Annotated in this window: 17 protein-coding genes, 1 pseudogene and 1 riboswitch; of the genes and pseudogenes, 11 read left to right on the forward strand and 7 right to left on the reverse strand. The window is 33.9% G+C overall.

The window, feature by feature from the left end; genetic code table 11:
* The first annotated feature begins 53 nt into the window (after positions 1-53).
* Positions 54-310, forward strand: a riboswitch (cobalamin riboswitch).
* A 69-nt stretch (positions 311-379) separates the two neighbouring features.
* Entirely contained in the window at positions 380-2,251 is a 1,872-nt protein-coding gene (locus AACZ49_RS14340; protein WP_339656260.1) for a TonB-dependent receptor, read from the forward strand.
* 60 nt (positions 2,252-2,311) lie between these two features.
* Here the strand turns inward: AACZ49_RS14340 and AACZ49_RS14345 are convergent, their stop codons facing one another.
* Together AACZ49_RS14345 and AACZ49_RS14350 are read right to left on the reverse strand one after the other, a co-directional pair.
* Positions 2,312-3,769, reverse strand: coding sequence for a S41 family peptidase (locus AACZ49_RS14345; RefSeq protein ID WP_339656263.1), 1,458 nt, complete (start codon positions 3,767-3,769; stop codon positions 2,312-2,314).
* A 27-nt stretch (positions 3,770-3,796) separates the two neighbouring features.
* A complete protein-coding gene (locus AACZ49_RS14350; RefSeq protein ID WP_339656266.1) occupies positions 3,797-5,320 on the reverse strand; it encodes a S41 family peptidase in 1,524 nt (507 codons plus the stop codon).
* 218 nt (positions 5,321-5,538) lie between these two features.
* Here AACZ49_RS14350 and AACZ49_RS14355 point away from each other — a divergent pair, with 218 nt between their 5' ends.
* The 6 genes and pseudogenes from AACZ49_RS14355 (at position 5,539) to AACZ49_RS14380 (ending at position 9,202) form a co-directional block, all read left to right on the forward strand.
* Positions 5,539-6,048 carry a sigma-70 family RNA polymerase sigma factor gene (locus tag AACZ49_RS14355; protein ID WP_339656269.1) on the forward strand — a complete coding sequence of 170 codons (510 nt, stop codon included), beginning with the start codon at positions 5,539-5,541 and terminating at the stop codon, positions 6,046-6,048.
* Positions 6,035-6,469 carry a hypothetical protein gene (locus AACZ49_RS14360; RefSeq protein WP_339656271.1) on the forward strand — a complete coding sequence of 145 codons (435 nt, stop codon included), beginning with the start codon at positions 6,035-6,037 and terminating at the stop codon, positions 6,467-6,469. Before AACZ49_RS14355 ends, AACZ49_RS14360 begins: the two co-directional genes overlap by 14 nt.
* A 5-nt stretch (positions 6,470-6,474) precedes the next feature.
* Positions 6,475-7,029: a DUF4252 domain-containing protein gene (locus tag AACZ49_RS14365; RefSeq protein WP_339627528.1), complete on the forward strand. Its 555-nt coding sequence runs from the start codon at positions 6,475-6,477 to the stop codon at positions 7,027-7,029.
* 117 nt (positions 7,030-7,146) lie between these two features.
* A complete protein-coding gene (locus AACZ49_RS14370; RefSeq protein ID WP_339656273.1) occupies positions 7,147-7,689 on the forward strand; it encodes a DUF4252 domain-containing protein in 543 nt (180 codons plus the stop codon).
* 68 nt (positions 7,690-7,757) lie between these two features.
* The gene (locus AACZ49_RS14375; protein WP_339656276.1) at positions 7,758-8,297 is read left to right on the forward strand and encodes a DUF4252 domain-containing protein; all 540 of its coding nucleotides are present in this window, start codon (positions 7,758-7,760) and stop codon (positions 8,295-8,297) included.
* A gap of 229 nt (positions 8,298-8,526) precedes the next feature.
* Positions 8,527-9,202: pseudogene (locus tag AACZ49_RS14380) on the forward strand (mechanosensitive ion channel domain-containing protein).
* A 141-nt stretch (positions 9,203-9,343) separates the two neighbouring features.
* Here the strand turns inward: AACZ49_RS14380 and purB are convergent.
* Positions 9,344-10,687 carry an adenylosuccinate lyase gene (purB, locus tag AACZ49_RS14385; protein WP_339656279.1) on the reverse strand — a complete coding sequence of 448 codons (1,344 nt, stop codon included), beginning with the start codon at positions 10,685-10,687 and terminating at the stop codon, positions 9,344-9,346.
* 128 nt (positions 10,688-10,815) lie between these two features.
* Positions 10,816-11,382: an adenylosuccinate lyase gene (locus AACZ49_RS14390; protein ID WP_339656281.1), complete on the reverse strand. Its 567-nt coding sequence runs from the start codon at positions 11,380-11,382 to the stop codon at positions 10,816-10,818.
* Between the two features lie 63 nt (positions 11,383-11,445).
* On the opposite strand from AACZ49_RS14390, the gene AACZ49_RS14395 reads away from it, so the two are divergent.
* A complete protein-coding gene (locus AACZ49_RS14395) occupies positions 11,446-11,889 on the forward strand; it encodes a heme-binding domain-containing protein (RefSeq protein ID WP_339656284.1) in 444 nt (147 codons plus the stop codon).
* On the opposite strand, the gene AACZ49_RS14400 is transcribed toward AACZ49_RS14395, so the two are convergent.
* Complete coding sequence (locus tag AACZ49_RS14400) at positions 11,858-12,544, reverse strand: NAD-dependent deacylase (RefSeq protein ID WP_339656286.1); 687 nt, start codon at positions 12,542-12,544, stop codon at positions 11,858-11,860. The two genes, AACZ49_RS14395 and AACZ49_RS14400, sit on opposite strands and share 32 nt — an antisense overlap.
* A 49-nt stretch (positions 12,545-12,593) precedes the next feature.
* Between AACZ49_RS14400 and AACZ49_RS14405 the strand changes: the two genes are divergently transcribed.
* Genes AACZ49_RS14405 through AACZ49_RS14415 form a run of 3 tightly spaced genes read left to right on the forward strand, consistent with a single transcriptional unit; the run spans position 12,594 to position 14,186 of the window.
* A complete protein-coding gene (locus AACZ49_RS14405; protein ID WP_339656288.1) occupies positions 12,594-13,250 on the forward strand; it encodes an RNA methyltransferase in 657 nt (218 codons plus the stop codon).
* Positions 13,251-13,290: 40 nt separating this feature from the next.
* Entirely contained in the window at positions 13,291-13,824 is a 534-nt protein-coding gene (locus AACZ49_RS14410; protein ID WP_339656291.1) for an SRPBCC family protein, read from the forward strand.
* Entirely contained in the window at positions 13,821-14,186 is a 366-nt protein-coding gene (locus tag AACZ49_RS14415; protein WP_339656294.1) for a VOC family protein, read from the forward strand. Before AACZ49_RS14410 ends, AACZ49_RS14415 begins: the two co-directional genes overlap by 4 nt.
* Positions 14,187-14,204: 18 nt before the next feature.
* Here the strand turns inward: AACZ49_RS14415 and AACZ49_RS14420 are convergent, their stop codons facing one another.
* A complete protein-coding gene (locus AACZ49_RS14420; protein ID WP_339656297.1) occupies positions 14,205-15,896 on the reverse strand; it encodes an alpha-amylase family glycosyl hydrolase in 1,692 nt (563 codons plus the stop codon).
* 50 nt (positions 15,897-15,946) lie between these two features.
* Positions 15,947-16,717, reverse strand: a complete 771-nt coding sequence (locus AACZ49_RS14425) for a carboxypeptidase-like regulatory domain-containing protein (protein WP_339656300.1) — start codon at positions 16,715-16,717, stop codon at positions 15,947-15,949.
* Positions 16,718-16,804 lie beyond the last annotated feature (87 nt).

The raw sequence follows: 16,804 nt of genomic DNA on the forward strand, positions 1-16,804 counted from the left end.
TTTTCAAAAGTAGTATTATAAAAGTTTACTAAGAAAGATTAAACAAAATGTTTATTTTCGCCGTGAATTTTGGTTTTCGCTGCTTATGGCAGTGAAATTAAAAGGGAATCCGGTGTAAATCCGGAACTGTTCCCGCAACTGTAAGTTTATGTCAACTAATCTATTGGCGAATAGATATCAATTGGCACTTCTGTAAAGAAGATGTTATTTTCTTCATAGCCACTTTGTCAACTGAACCGGTTCAGAATACATGGGAAGGCAAAATAACATAAAACGAGTCAGGAGACCTGCCTTATTCAAACAACAATGTTAAACTTTCGGGATAAAGGTTTGCGTATGGGTACAGACATACTACGCTCCCGTTTATGAATATAAACGAATGAAAAATTATTTTTTGTGGCCAACGGTCACGGTATTGCTATGCGCCAAAGTTGGGGCACAAGAAAAACAAGATTCCATTAATACATTACAGTTAGACGAGGTTGTCGTTAGTGATTCACGGTTTGAACTAAAGCGTGAAAACTCTGGTAAGACGGTCATTTCTATTTCTAAAAAAGAATTGGAACAGAACCAAGGTCGCACTGTAGCAGAAATTATTAATACTAAAAGCGGAATTGAGATAAACGGTACCAGAAGTTATGCTGGGCAGAACTTATCTACCTACGTTAGAGGAGGTAACAATCGTCAAGTTTTAGTAATTATAGATGGTATTCAAGTTTCTGACCCATCTGGTACCAGTGCAGATTATGATCTTAGACTTTTGAATACATCACAAATAGAAAGCATTGAAATTTTAAAAGGAGCGGCAAGTACACTTTACGGTAATTCCGCTGCAACAGCGGTAATTAACATAACTACCAAAAAAGTTAAAAAAGTGGGTTTTTCTCTAGATTTACTTTCTAGTATGGGTACCAACCAATCTCAGGATGACCAAAATTATAATATCTCTGATTTTTCAAACACGGTGAACCTTAATGCTAAGAAGGGGAAGATAACATTTTTGGCTTCCGGAGGTCATCAGTTTACAGATGGATTATCTGCAGCTGTAGGTACTGAATCAGATGCATTGTCACGAATAGATGGAAATGTAAAGCTGGGTTATCAAATTTCTAAACGTTTTGACATAACCGCTTCTGCATATTATAATAAGTTGAATAGTGATTATGATAACGGATTTCCAATAGAAGATGCCGATTTTTCATTTACTAGTGAACAGTCACGATTTTCATTAGCTTCTAAGTATAGTTATGAGAAGGGTAGTATACATGTCAATACAGCATTCAATCAAATAGATAGATTTTTTATTTCTAGTTTTCCTGCTGCTTACAATTCTCGTTCTTATGTATTAGACGTTTTTAATAAATATACTTTTGCAGAAAAAATTTACACGATAGTTGGTTTAAATTATATTGATAATCAAACACTTTTTTTAGAAGAGCGGAGTTCTAACACTGTGGATCCATATTTTAATATCGTATATGTTGGTGATAGCGGTATTAACTTGAATGCGGGTGTGCGCTTAAATAATCACAGTACGTATGGTTCAAATTTTATCTATAACGTTAATCCATCCTATAGAATAAATGTTAATTCTGGGTATTTAAAGTTTATAGGTTCATATTCTACTTCATATATAGCGCCGAATTTATCGCAATTATATGGACCATTTGGGGCTAATCAAGATTTGAACCCTGAGGAGGATACTACTATAGAGGGCGGTTTAGAATTTAAATTATCAGATAAGTTTACAATTAATGCCGTTTATTTTAATAGGGCAGAAGAAGATAGAATCGAATATGTAACTATTGATCCAAATACATTTGAAAGTCAATATCGTAATTCAGTAAGTACAGTTCATTTTAATGGTTTAGAGGTAGGCTTTAGCTCTAAACCTGTTAAAGGTTTTACATTTGACGCTAACTATACGCTAACAAATTCTAAAGAAGGCTTGGCACTAAGAGTTCCAAAAAATAAAGCCAATGTGAGTTTAGGATACCATATTGGAGTTAAAACCTATCTAGGACTTACCTACCAATATATATCTGACCGAACAGATACTGATTTTGCCACATTCTCAGCAATTACTTTAGATAGTTTTAGTCTAGCTAACCTACAATTGAAACATGATTTTTCGAATAGATTTGGAGCCTTTTTTGCCGTTGACAATATCCTGAACGAAAAATATATAGAACTAGTAGATTACACTACCAAAGGAAGAAATGTAAGACTAGGATTTAAATTGAGTTTATAACAAAAAAAGGACAGCTATTTGGCTGTCCTTTTTACATTTTTTCTTTTGTCTAAAATTCTACTAATAGACCGTATCATCAATCATTTTATCATTGATTGGATTGCCAACTTTAGAGCTTATAAAAACATCTAATGGGTTTAAAACAGTAAAATCCCGTTTTCCTGTTTGTCCCGTAATGGCTTCTATAGCCTTAGCTAATAATGGTTCGTTCTGTTCCCCTAAAATACCAAGGTTTCCATAATCTTCCTTCAAAAAGATATCTGGCTGTAAACCGTTCGTAAAATCATAAAAACCATCGGCATTTTCATTTCTACCAATTAAGGGTTGTATGGCCCATTGATTATTTGGGTTAATTTTATTTACTCTAGAAGGTGTGTATAAGTATGAGTTATCTCGATCATCGACCAAAGTAGTCGAAAACTCGTTTTTGCCTCTCGTTACATCTCCTATTTGAATAACATCGATATATGGTTCTAAGCTATTGATCAATAATTCGCTAGCGGACGCAGAACTAGATGAAGTAAGCACGTATAATTTAGAAAAGCCTAAAGAATTAATTGTTTTCCCATTAACCTTATCTGCAAAATAAACTTCTAATTGGTCATCGTTAAATTGATTTTGAAGTTTATCATTATATCTTTTTCTTAAAAATACCTCTGATGTATTTGTGCCATAAATCATACTAGCCAGTAAACGCGTAGTATTTACCGAACCACCAGGGTTATAGCGTAAGTCCATTACCAAATTCGTTATTCCGGCAAATTTTAATGCTTCAATGGCAGCATAAAGGTCATCGTCATATTCATTTGTAAATTGGTTATACATAATGTAACCTATATTCTCACCACCAATTATAAAGGACTTGGAAATTAAAACTGGGTTTTCAGCAAGAGCTTCTTCTTTGGTAAGTGTTATCTCTTCTTCATTGGGTACAACATTACCGTTAACAAAATCTGCCATATTTAGGGTATACGAATTACTTCCTGTAAAAAGGAGTTTCTCGTAATTTGACAATGTTAAAGTTTGCCCGTCAACACCAGTAAACAAATCTCCTCGCAGAATAGCTGCGGTAGCAGCATTTGAATTGGGTATGATGTATCGAACAATACCAAATAATTCTTCGCTGTCCTGAAAACGAACTAGACCGAATTCGAGGCCATTACTTTTAGATATACCGGCTAAAGAGTTCGTAAGTTCGCGATAATCTTCATTATAAAAACTAAAACGATCTTCTATATACTGCAGTTTATTTTCAAAAAAAGTAGCAGGGTTATCTTCTGAATCTAAGAAAGCAGTGTACTCAGCTCTACCTTCTTTGGTATTTACAAAACGATTATCGCCCAAATCATCTACGTTGGCTTGCCAGAAATACCAAAAGTTCATGGCTTTCCACATGAAATCTTGAACTTCTACATCAGCAGAACCATCGGGGTCAAGGGTTTTGTTTAAGGTCAAATCCTCATCCTTGGAACAGGAAAAAAAAACCGCTATAACAAGTAATACTAAAAACTTCTTCATAAGTAGGGAAACTAAAATCTTTGAATTTTATTTCTTTTGAGTAAGTGAAAATTTTGAGGAAGGAATACTGTTGTTTAATAGTAATGTAGCATTTCTAGGATCATGTAATTTAGAACTCGAAATTACACGTGCAGGTATCATGACATCGAAACTTCTTTTAGCTCCTATACCCGTAATTTCTTGAATTGCTCTTGCCAGAAGAGGTTCGTTAGCATCACCAAGTACGCCTAAATTGGTGATATCTTCATCAAGTTCAATATCAGGAATTAATCCGTCTGCATAATCTGAAAAGCCTGCACTATTTTCAACTCTACTAATAATAGGTTGAAGGCCCCATTGCACATTTGGATTAATATTATTCACCCTTGTTTCATCATAAACATTTCCCCCTTCTGGATCATCAACAAATAATACAGAACCTTGATTTTTACCGACTGTAGTGGTGCCAATATGAACAACATCGATATAAGGCTCTAAACCTACCATTACCAATTCACTAGCTGATGCCGAACCTGAAGTAGCGATTATATACACTTGACTTAGGTTTAATGTATTTAAAGCAGCGTTCGAATTACCATAGATAGTACCGGTTGTGCTTACAAAATAATTGTCGGTTGAACTACTGTCGAATTCTGCTTGTAATTTTGCATTATAAACGGTTCTAAAAAGTAAATCGGAAGTATTTGTACCTTTAATTAAACTAGCTAATACAGAAGCAGTAGAACCTCTACCTCCTAAGTTGTATCGAAGATCCAAAACCAAATCGGTTACACCTTGAGACATAAAATCGGCAAAAATTGCGTTCATGGCATCTTCAGAGCCAGGTACAAATTGATTGTACATGAAATAACCAATTTTTTTATCACCCGAGGTAATAACTTCAGTCACATAAATAGGGTCTTCTTGTAAACCTTCTTGTTTGGTTAAAGTAACCTCCTTGTCAATTGGGGTTATCGTATTTTCAGTTATTTCGGCCATATTTAAGGTGTACGTGTCGTTGTCTCCAAATAACAGGTCTATAAAATTAGTTCGATTTAAACGCGTTCCATTAACTCCAATAAATACATCTCCTCTTTTAATATCTTTATTAGATGCGTCAGAACCTTTAATAATATATTCCACATAACCCAAAACATCATCAGTGTTACCTATTAATGATAGTCCAAATTGCAGGCCATTACTTTTAGATACACCTGCAGAGCTATTTACTAAATCTGTATAATCATCGCTATAGAAAGTGAATCTATCTTCAGAATAAAGCAATTTATTCTCTAAAAAATCAACTGGTTCTGGGTTGGCGGTAAGAAATTCTTCATAACCGGCTTGAGTATCAAAACGGTCATCTGCCAAATCTGGCACATCACCTTGCCAAAAATAATAGAGGTTTAAAGTTTGCCAAAAAAAGTTTTGAACTTCAATGTCAACTTCAACTGGAGTCTCTTCTTCAGGAGCTTCGATTACTTCTTCTTCAAGTACAGGATCATCATCATTTTTATTACAAGAAATAACAACAAAGCCTAAGCATAGGACGGACAAGAAAAATTTTTTCATAGTTTTTTTAATTTTTATTTATAGCAATAAACGTTCCAATTTATAAAGTACTCATACGAATGAAATAATATGCGTCCTATTAAATACGGATATATTTACTGTAAGGATGTTAAATTTAGCAACAACCAAACAAATTAAAAATTAATTGTAACAAAAATCGTTCAACTTCGTCTTCTTTTTGTAAGCCTGTTAGCAAGCGTACAAACAGCCAAACAAAAATGAAACAAACAGAGTTTTTAAATATTGTATTACCGTTTAAGGACAAGTTGTTCCGCATGGCCAAAAGGTTATTGGTTTCAACGGAGGAAGCTGAAGATGCCACGCAAGAGATTCTTATAAAGTTATGGGATAAGAAGAATAAAATGGAGACCTATAATAATGTAGAAGCGTTTGCGATGACCATGACTAAAAATTTCTGTCTGGACAGATTGAAATCGAAACAAGCAGGTAATTTAAAATTGGTTCATAGTAATTATACCGATTCTAGTACGTCACTACAAAGTGAGTTAGAAGCTAAAGACAGTATAAGTTGGGTAGAACGGATTATGGCTGAATTACCAGAGCAACAAAAAATGGTATTACAATTGCGAGATGTAGAGCAGTATGAATACGAAGAAATAGAAAAATTATTGGATATGAAACCTACAGCTATACGGGTAGCCTTGTCCAGAGCACGAAAAACCGTACGGGAAAAATTAATGGAAAAGCACAATTATGGAATTGCATAACATAGAAAAATTAATAGAGAAATATTTTGAGGCTACCACCACGGTTGCAGAAGAAGAAACACTACGGGAGTATTTTTCAAAAGAGAGTGTTGCACCTCATTTAGAACAACATGCACCTTTGTTCAATTATTTCACCAAAGCAAAGGAAGAAAGCTTTACCAAACAGGTCCCATTAAAACCTAGAATAAATTATTTGAAATGGGTTTCTGTAGCAGCAATAGCAGTCTTTATGGTTGGGTTGTATATGTATCAACCAACACCGGCCCCAGTTACTTTAGCAGACGAGTATACACAAGAAGAAATAGAGTCTGCACAAGAGGCATTTGCCTTATTGGCAATGAATTTTAATAAAGGTACTGAGCAACTGTATCATTTAGAAGAATTCGAAAAAACAACAAATAAATTTTTAACGAAAAAATAATTAAAATGAAAAAGATAGTACTATTAACAATGTTGGTTTTGGCTCCGATTATTTCAAGAGCTCAAGATATTTTCGATAAATACGAAGATAATGACAAGGTAACCTTTGTTGCCATGCAACCTAAGATGTTTCAGATGTTAGGTAAAATGAGTGTAAGCTCAGATGATCCAGAAGCAAAAGAGTTTTTTGAACTCGTAAATTCCATTACAAGTTTTAAAGTCATTACGACCGATGACGCGGCTATTTCTAAAGATGTTGATAGTTGGGTGACCAATCGCTTAAAAAGTTCATCATTTGAAGAATTAATGCGAGTTAGGGATGGTGGTTCTAATGTAAAATTTTATGTAAAGGAAGGTAAAGACAGTGATCATGTTAAAGAGCTTTTAATGTTCGTAACCGGTATGAAAGATATGGATATCGATATTAATGGTAAGAAATTAGAAACAGTTTTACTATCCTTAACAGGAGATATCAATTTACGATCGGTATCTAAATTGACCGATAAAATGGATTTACCAGGAGGTGACCAATTAGGGAAAGCATCGAAAAAGGGGAATTAAATAATAATCAATAAGCGTTAATCCCCAATTAAATTAGCGCTTTTGATAAACAAGTATTCATCAATTCATCAATCACTTTTATCCTAAAATAGGATAGAGGCACTAAAAACAGCAATCATGAAAAAAGTAGCAGTAGTATTTTTAATGGCAATATTACCCGCATTGGGTTTCTCACAATCTGTATTCGATAAGTATGAGGAAATGGATAATGTAGGTTCGGTAATCGTGAACAAAGGTATGATAGACTTAGTCTCTAAATTAGGAGGAATGAGTGATGATGCCGAAGCGAAGGAATTTATGGAGGTAGCGAGCGGACTTAAAAATATAAAAGTTTTTATGACCGAAGACGCATCGGTTTCGGCAGATATGTCCGCAACGGTTAAAAAGTATCTTAAGTCTTCGAAATTAGAAGAATTAATGCGTGTAAAGGACAAAGATGTAAATGTTAAGTTCTATGTTAGAGATGGTTCAAAAAAGAATCATGTTACGGAATTATTAATGTTTGTCTCCGGATTGGATAATGTTGAAATAGGCGATCATGGTAGAAAACTGGAAACTGTATTGGTCAGCCTAACTGGTGATATCGATTTAAATAAAATTGGGTCGATTACGAACAAAATGAATTTACCTAAAGATTTGAATAAAGCTTCGGGTAAGTAAATTAATTATAGAAAAGGACCTTTCGATAAACCGTAAGGTTCTTTTCTTCAATTTTTAAAAAAAGCATTATGAAAAAAGTTTATTGGGTTATTGTTATGGTAATAAGTCTTACCATTTCATCCTGCTCTTCAGAACAAAGTTTGCAACAGTATTTTATTGCTAGTGCTGAGAACCCGAATTTTATGTCGTTCGATTTACCTTCTAGTCTTTTGAATTTAGAAAAGGCAGAATTGAGTGAAGCTCAAAAAAAGGCGGCTACTTCTCTTAAGAAGTTAAACATACTAGCTTTTCAAAAAAAAGATAATAACACTGCTGATTATGAAGTGCAAAAGGCAGCCATTAAGACTATTTTAAAGAGTTCAGATTTTAGTGAATTAATGAAGATGAATACATCTTTTGGAAAAGCTACTATACAATTAAAAGGAGACGATGATACCATAGATGAAATTGTAATCTATGGAGATAATGACGAAAAAGGATTAATTCTGGTTCGTGTTTTGGGAGATGATATGAACCCCGCAAGTTTTGTGCAATTGATTCAAGCTATGGAAAAATCTGATTTTAACGGTAAAGGCCTAGAACAACTTGGTAATCTAATAAAAGGCTGATTATTAATTATATTAGATTTAAATTCAACCTGTTACGAATAAGTAATAGGTTTTTTTTCGCTTTAAATTGTGGTTTAAATGCTTTTTTATACGGACCTTTTTAAAAAGAAGATGTCATATGATTATGGACAATTAAATAACAATCTAAACAAAAAAACTATTTAGATTGGAAGACGCACAAGTTTGGATTGACAAAGGAATTGGTTTACATATGGAGTAAGGGCCAAAAATAGTATTCGTAATTTTAATATACATCATCGGTTCTTTGGTTATTAAGAAGTTGGTGGGTGTTGCCAGTAAATGTATGTCAAAACAAGAATATGACGAATCACGTTTGAAGTTCTTATTAAGTTAAATAAAATGGGCATGTACTATCTTTCTTATTATCACTGTTATTTCAACTTTAGGTGTTGAGACTACAAGTTTTACTGCTCTAATAGCCGCTGCTGGTTTAGCTTTACAAGAATCACTATCAAATTTCGCAGGTGGTGTTTTACTTATTATTTTTAAACCTTATAAAATTGGAGATTTAATTGAAGCACAAGGTATTTTAGGTAATGTAAAGGAAATTGAAATCTTTACAACTAAGTTAATTACCCCTCAAAATAGATTGGCTATCATTCCTAATGGTGCGATGGCAAATGGAAACATCATTAACTATACTGCAAGAAGGTAAAATGAGAGTTGATACCACAGCTGGTGTAAGCTATGATTCTGATTTTCAAAAAACTAAAGGTGCTTTATTAGCTATGTTAGTGGCAAACCCTAAAGTGTTAAAGGATCCAGCCCCATCGGTTAACGTATCTGAATTAGCAGATAGTTCTGTGAACCTAGCAGTACGCCCTTTTTGTAAGCCAGAAGATTATTGGGATGTATATTTTGCAACTATAGAAGAAACTAAGTAAGCATTGGATAGTGCAGGTATTGAAATTCCTTATTCACACGAAGTTCAAATTATTAAGTAATAATAATAATAGGAGGAAAAAAGACCACCAGAAGGTGGTCTTTTTATTTAATCAATTTTTGAAATTAGTATTCTACTATTATTATATTCCAGTATAATTACTTGGAGATATTTGCTTGAGTTCTTTTTTGATAGCATCGGAAACTTCTAAGGTGTCAATGAAATTGGCAATAGAATCTTTATTGATTTTTTCATTTGTACGCGTAAGTCCTTTCAAAGCCTCATATGGGTTTGGATAACTTTCACGCCTTAAAATAGTTTGAATGGCTTCGGCAACAACCGCCCAATTATTCTCTAAATCTTGTTCGAACTTGTCTCTGTTTAACAATAACTTGTTCAATCCTTTTAAGGTAGATTGAAAAGCAATCAAGGTATGGGCAAATGGTACACCTACATTACGGAGTACTGTGCTATCTGTTAAATCGCGTTGTAATCTTGAAACTGGTAATTTTGCAGATAAATGTTCAAAAATAGCATTCGCTATACCTAAGTTACCTTCTGAGTTTTCGAAATCGATAGGGTTTACTTTATGTGGCATTGCAGACGAACCAACTTCGCCAGCTTTGATTTTCTGTTTAAAATAGTCCATGGACACATACGTCCAAAAATCACGATCTAAATCTAAGACGATGGTATTAATACGTTTAAGACCATCAAAAAGGGCTGCCATATGGTCGTAATGCTCAATTTGTGTTGTTGGAAAAGAATGTTGAAGCCCTAATTTTTCTTGAACAAAATTTTGACCAAACTCTCTCCAGTCTATAGTAGGGTATGCAACTAGGTGGGCATTAAAATTACCAGTGGCACCACCAAATTTTGCAGCACTTGGTATGTCGTTTAGTAAATTGAATTGTTCTTTTAATCGAACTACATATACCATTATTTCCTTTCCTAATCGGGTAGGAGATGCAGGTTGGCCATGTGTTCTTGCAAGCATAGGTATATCTGCCCATTCTAACGTTAGAACATCTAGCTTTTCAAGCAATTCGAAATAGTGTGGAACATAAACTTCATTCATCGCTTCTTTAATAGAGAGCGGAATGGCAGTATTATTAATATCTTGTGATGTTAATCCGAAGTGGATAAATTCTTTAAATTTTGAAAGTCCTAAAGAATCAAAAGCTTTTTTTATAAAATACTCAACCGCCTTAACATCGTGATTGGTTACTTTCTCTATTTCTTTAATTTCTTGGGCATCTGCTGTAGTAAACTCAGTATAAATTTTTCGTAAATCTCCGAACATAGAAGAATCAAAAGAAGATAACTGCTTTAAAGGAATCTCGCAAAGAGCAATAAAATATTCAATTTCTACTCTAACCCTATATTTAATTAAAGCTTCTTCAGAAAAATAAGGAGATAATGAGTGGGTTTTTGAACTATAGCGGCCGTCTATTGGAGAAATGGCATTTAATGCGTTAAGAGACATAATAAATGGTTGAATTAATAAGCGGCAAATATACCTATTCATACCATAGATTAAAACACTATTCTCTTTAAGTTGTAGTCGAAAAGTTATTTTCAAATAAAGAAAAACGTAGTTATAATTCTTTTAAGCTAACTTTTATCAATAGCTTTTAAAGTTATTCTTGCACGTGCTTTATATGCAGCGCTGCCACTTTCATAATTCTGTTTTAAAATAAGTTGTAGTTCTGGGTGAATCCAAGTTATATTTTTCCCAAGCAATAAAAGGGTTGTCATTGAATATGCCTTAGGGGCAACTTTGTGATCGCCAATGAGCCAATCGAATGCTGCTTCAGCAATTGTATTTAGATGTTTTTCGGAAAGTACTTTTTTTGATGGAGTTGTCTTATTTGAATAATGATTTTCAACTAAAAGCGAGCATATTTTTGAGGCTGGCCGAATTGAAGATTCTAAGGTTAAGCTAGATAGTGAATGCGTAAATGTATCTATATAAGGGAAAATAAATTCTATCTTTTTCTTTGCAAGAGATTCTAATACCCAGCTTGCTTTACAGGATATTGGGTCTAAGTCATCTGAAGAAATAACTATTAAAATAGGGATGAGTTGGGGGTTTTCTTCAATTTTTAAAGCCATCCTTCTACGATTTTCACGTGTTGCACTAACATAATTCAACGCTTGGCAAAGCTCTTCCTTTGTCATAAAATTGTATCTTTATTCGATATTTCCCCCACATATGAAAATACTAAAAAAAATAGCCTAGGTATGGTTTTGATATTGATAGCCATGCAGTTTTACAGTCCCACAAAGAATATTTCCCCTGGTAACCATACCCAAATTTTTATTAAAGAGACTAATCCTTCTCCTAATTTAAAGGCTTTGTTTGAAACCTCTTGTTATGATTGCCATAGTAATAATACAGTCTACCCGTGGTATAATAATATAGCCCCAATTTCATATTGGATTGATAGTCATGTAAAAGATAGAAAGAAGAACTTGAATTTTTCTGTGTGGCAAAACTATTCATTGGATAAGAAAGACCATCTTTTAGATGAGATTGAAAAAATGGTAGTCCAAGCAGAAATGCCCTTAACCGAGTATACTTATCTGCACGGAAATTCTAAAATAACAGATAAGGAAGTGGTTGAAATTATAGCATGGGTTAAGCAAACAAGAATTATTTATCAATTAGGGAAGCAACCAAAGTAGGAACCCCTTTTACTGCGTTTTCCGAAATGACGGTTAAATTACGATTCAAAGTACTTTTTAGTGCTGGTTTTGGATCTACAAAAAATATTGGTGTATTTGCTTTAGCAAAATCTATAAGGCTTGCTGCCGGATAAACTTGCATTGAGGTACCTATAATTATAAGATAATCGGCCCTCTTGATAATTGTTATGGCATTTTCTAATAAAGGTACTGCTTCACCAAACCAAACAATATGTGGTCTAATTTGAAACCCATTTTTGCATATGTCTCCTAAGAGTATATCTTTATTGCATTCAAATATATCATAGGTTGAAGCTGTGCTTCGGGCTTTTAATAATTCGCCGTGTAAATGAAGCACTTGAGAACTACCTGCCCGTTCATGTAAATCATCTACATTCTGGGTTATGATGTGCACATTATAATGCTTTTCAAGATCAACTAAAGCCAGGTGCGCTCTATTCGGATGCACGCTTAAAAGTTGTCTTCTACGTTGGTTGTAAAATTCTAATACCAATTGAGGGTTGTTGTGAAATCCTTGTGGAGAGGCAACTTCCATAACGTCATGACCTTCCCATAATCCATTGGCGTCCCTAAACGTTTGTAATCCGCTTTCGGCAGATATTCCTGCTCCGGTTAATACAACAATGTTCTTCATAAGTTCTTTTAATTTCAGCTTAAAAATATACTTTTCTTATCTTGGATGCATGATTGATGAGAAGCTTTTGGTGTATTTGGAACAATTTATTTCAGAAAAAAGAATGAATAGGTTTAATGATATATTAAGTCATCGAACCAATTTCATAACTATTGCGGTAGAAGATGTTTTTCAAATGCATAATACAAGTGCTGTAATTCGAAGTTGTGAATCATTTGGTATACAGCAGGCGCATTTAATAGAAGGTAAATATGGCCAACGATTAGATGAGGAAATTGCTATGGGTGCCCAAAAATGGGTAGATGTAAAAAGATATAAAAATTCGAAAGAGGTAGTTGATGTACTTAGAAATAAAGGGTATAAGATTGTTGCTACCAGCCCTCATGCCGATAGTTCATTATTGCAAGATTATGAATTAGATGGTAAAATGGCATTATTTTTTGGGTCAGAAAAAAAGGGTTTAAGTGACTATGTAATAGAAAATGCTGATGCTTCTTTGAAAATACCAATGGTAGGTTTTACTGAAAGTTTGAATATTTCAGTTTCAGCGGCAATTATTTTACAACAATTGACTACTAAATTAAAATCTTCTGATTTTGAGTGGAAACTGACCCCTTCAGAAATGATGGAGAAACGTTTAGACTGGACAAAAAAATCTATAAAAAGTATAGATGATATATTGATTAGGTATCATTCTGATAATTAAATCTTTCATAACTTGTATTTAATAACTAATTAAAAAACAGATGTATTTAGTGTTAATAATTCTAGGAGTATTGCTAGCAATACTAATTATTCTATCCTTGTTTGCTCCCAAAAATTATCATGTTTATAGGTCAATTGAATTAGACCATCCTAAGGAAAAAGTTTGGAAGCAACTTAAATATTTAAAGAAACAGCAAGAGTGGTCGCCATGGGCAAACAAAGACCCGAATATGGACCAAAAATTTACTGGTACAGATGGTGAAGTAGGTGCCGTAAGTTATTGGAACGGCAATAAGGAAGTTGGTGATGGAGTGCAAGAAATAACTAAAATAATTGACGGTAAGCGAATTGAACAAGATTTAAGATTTTTAAAACCGTTTAAATCTCAGTCTGATTGTTATATGGATTTGGAGGAACTTGATAATAATAGGAGTAAAGTGACGTGGGGGTTTACAGGAACTAATAAATTTCCTATGAGTATTATAATGTTGTTTGTGAGTATGGATAAAATGGTTGGTAAGGATTTTGAAAAAGGATTAGAGAATTTAAAAAGCAATTTAAATAGTGAAATATGATAGCATGGTTTGAAATTCCGGTTGCAGATATGCAACGAGCTCAAAAATTTTACGAAACTATCTTAGATGTTACTATAACTGTCAATAATTTTGGCCAATTTGTAATGGGTCTGTTTCCCGAAAAGCCGATTATAGGTCAAGCAAATGGAGCCTTGGTGCAACATAATCAATATGTACCAAGTTTAACCGAAGGGGCATTGGTTTATATTGCCTGTGAAGATATAGCTACTATATTGGATAAGGTGGTGGAAGCAGGTGGTCAAGTATTACAGTCTAAAACCGAAATTGGTGCCGGTCATGGTTTTATGGGTCTGCTTAAAGATACTGAGGGAAATAGGATTGCCCTTCACTCTAATGCATAATATTCCTTTTCACTTTCTTTATTGCTTTAGTTCTAATAAAACGATATCAAAATCATTTTCAAGAATAATATTACCATTGGCTACTGTAATTTCGGTTTCAGAATATTGATCATAAAGCTTTGTGCCATCTCCAAATACCCCTTTTACCGATATTGATTTTTTACCTTGTGGTAAGTCAAGTGCAATTACAACTTTATCAACTAATTCATCTTTATTTAAATACCTGCTAAAAACATAGGGCTCTTTAGTAATTAGTTTATGAATGCCTGCTCCAATGGCAGGATGGTCGTTTCTAAAAGAACCAAGTTGTTGCCAATGATTTAATATTTCTTTGGTTTGTGCTAAGCTATCAAGCTCATTCCAATTCATAAATGATCTCAATGTAGCATCACCTTCAGTACCTTCAATGGTTAAATCTCTTGCGGTTTCATCGCCATAATAGATTTGTGAAGCACCAGGAGTCAATAAAAGTACATTAGCGGCTCTTTTTGGGTTAGTACGTTCCTTGTCGAAAGGCTGACCATCATCGTGCGATGTAAGATAGTTTAAAACACTTTTGTCTTTTAAAGTAGTATGTAACAGTTTACTATATTTAGAAAAAATAGATTCGTAATCCTTTTCAGCGTCTGTTTTTAATTCAAAGTTTATTAGACTTTTGAAACCGTTGGCAAAATAATCTACTTTTTTATCTCCAAAATTAAACTCACGACCACCAGAAATCCCATAATTATATACTTCACCAACCATGTAGAAAGGGTTGTTATCCAAAATTTTATCAGTGTTTTTCTTTTTCCATAAATCAAATGCTGCTGATGATTCTTTATATAGTTCAGCCCAAGCATTTTCATTTGCATGTTTTACGGTATCGACCCTAAAACCATCCACACCAAATTTATTTATGTAATCTGTAAGCCACTTGATAATATAAAACCGGGGAGCACGAGGGTGTCCGGTTCTTTCAAAAAATAAATCAAGCTCATCTAGTTCCTCACTTAGTCTACCCTCGGTTTTCCATTTGGCAAGTAACGCATCAGGTAAATTAACTTCTGAATCAGATTCTGATAATATGTCCGGTAAATTTGCTACTAATGTGCAGTTTGTAGTATTCTCATATGTAGTGAATTCGCAAGTAGGGGAGGTACGAACCCATTCTGCAGGCCATACCGGGTCTTTTTCGGTAACTGGCCCTGTGTGGTTTAAAACAACATCTAATAGAACACGAATACCATTTTCATGAGCTGTTTCTACAAGAGTTTCCAAATCTTTTTCGGTTCCAAAATTGGGGTCTAATGCTGTCCAGTCTTTTGCCCAATAACCATGGTAGGCATAAGTATTTCCAGTGCCTTCATCAGTAGCACCATGAACTTGCTCTATAACAGGAGTAAACCATATAGCGTTTACGCCAAGCTTGGTAAAATAACCATCTTTAATTTTTTGAGTTATACCTTGAATGTCACCACCCATAAAACCTCTAAGTTTTCCGGTTGTTTCATCTCGATCAAAGTTTAAATCGTTTTCTGGATTACCATTATTAAAACGATCTGTAAGAAGAAAATATATTGTTGCGGATTCCCACTGAAAATTAGGGTTCTTTTTGGCCGAAACAAGGCTGTCGGTAATAGAAGACGTAGTTTTATTAGTATCTTTTGAGTTCGGTTGGCAAGATACCAGTACAATTGCAGACAGTGCTAAAAAGTATAAATTTTTCATTTCCAAATATTTCCTCTAAATCTATAACAAGGAAATCAATCTAAAAAATATTATTTTTTTCTATTGAGAACTTTATACTCCTCATAACAACTGCTAATGGCATCTAAAATTTGTAGGTCATTAGCTGTGGTGATAAAGGATTTGGAGTAGTTGCAGTTGTTTAAAATATCCTGAATGTCAACTTTTTCTAACTGAAGAAATTCTGTTAGTGTTTCGCGATCAAACTTAGAAGCCAATAAATTACGAATTTCATCGTCTTCTCTCATTTGTCGCAGTTTACGCATTTGCGCCGGTTTTTTGCCAAAGAGGTTTCGAAGTAAATCTGCTGGGTTAAGAATTGCCCCCAGCACCTTTGTAACGGCACTAGGATTTTTATTACCACCCTCATAACTAACATCTAGGCCAGAAATACTGTATTGATAAGCGTTATTGATAGGAAGGTTTTTTACATCAATTTCTAAATAACCGGTAAGCTGATATGGTCTTACGATAACCTCCTCTAAAGCATAAGCTAATTCAGTTAAGGCTATTTCAGTATTCTCAAATTTAAACATGTCGTTGGTGACCCTTATTTTTTGAGACTTGAACCCAAGAAAAGAAAAATAAAGAGTATCATTTACTGCAGCGGTGATTGAAAACTCTCCTTTTTCATTGGTAATGGTGCCAAAAACTTGGTTTAGGTTAACCACATGTACGCTTTCAAGAGGTTCTTTGGTTTGTGCATTTATAACAACTGCACTTAAGCGTTGACTTTCTTCTGTGTCTTGCGAAAAACCGATAAGTGAAATGAAGGTAAATAGTACGGATAAAAAATATTTCATGCTGTTAACGCCATGTTTAAGGATGCAAACAAAATAAAAAAAATACGCCGAAGCGTATTTTTAATATACAATTAACTAAAAGAAATC

It is taken from the genome of uncultured Maribacter sp., assembly GCF_963975365.1.
In the GTDB taxonomy this organism is placed as follows: domain Bacteria; phylum Bacteroidota; class Bacteroidia; order Flavobacteriales; family Flavobacteriaceae; genus Maribacter.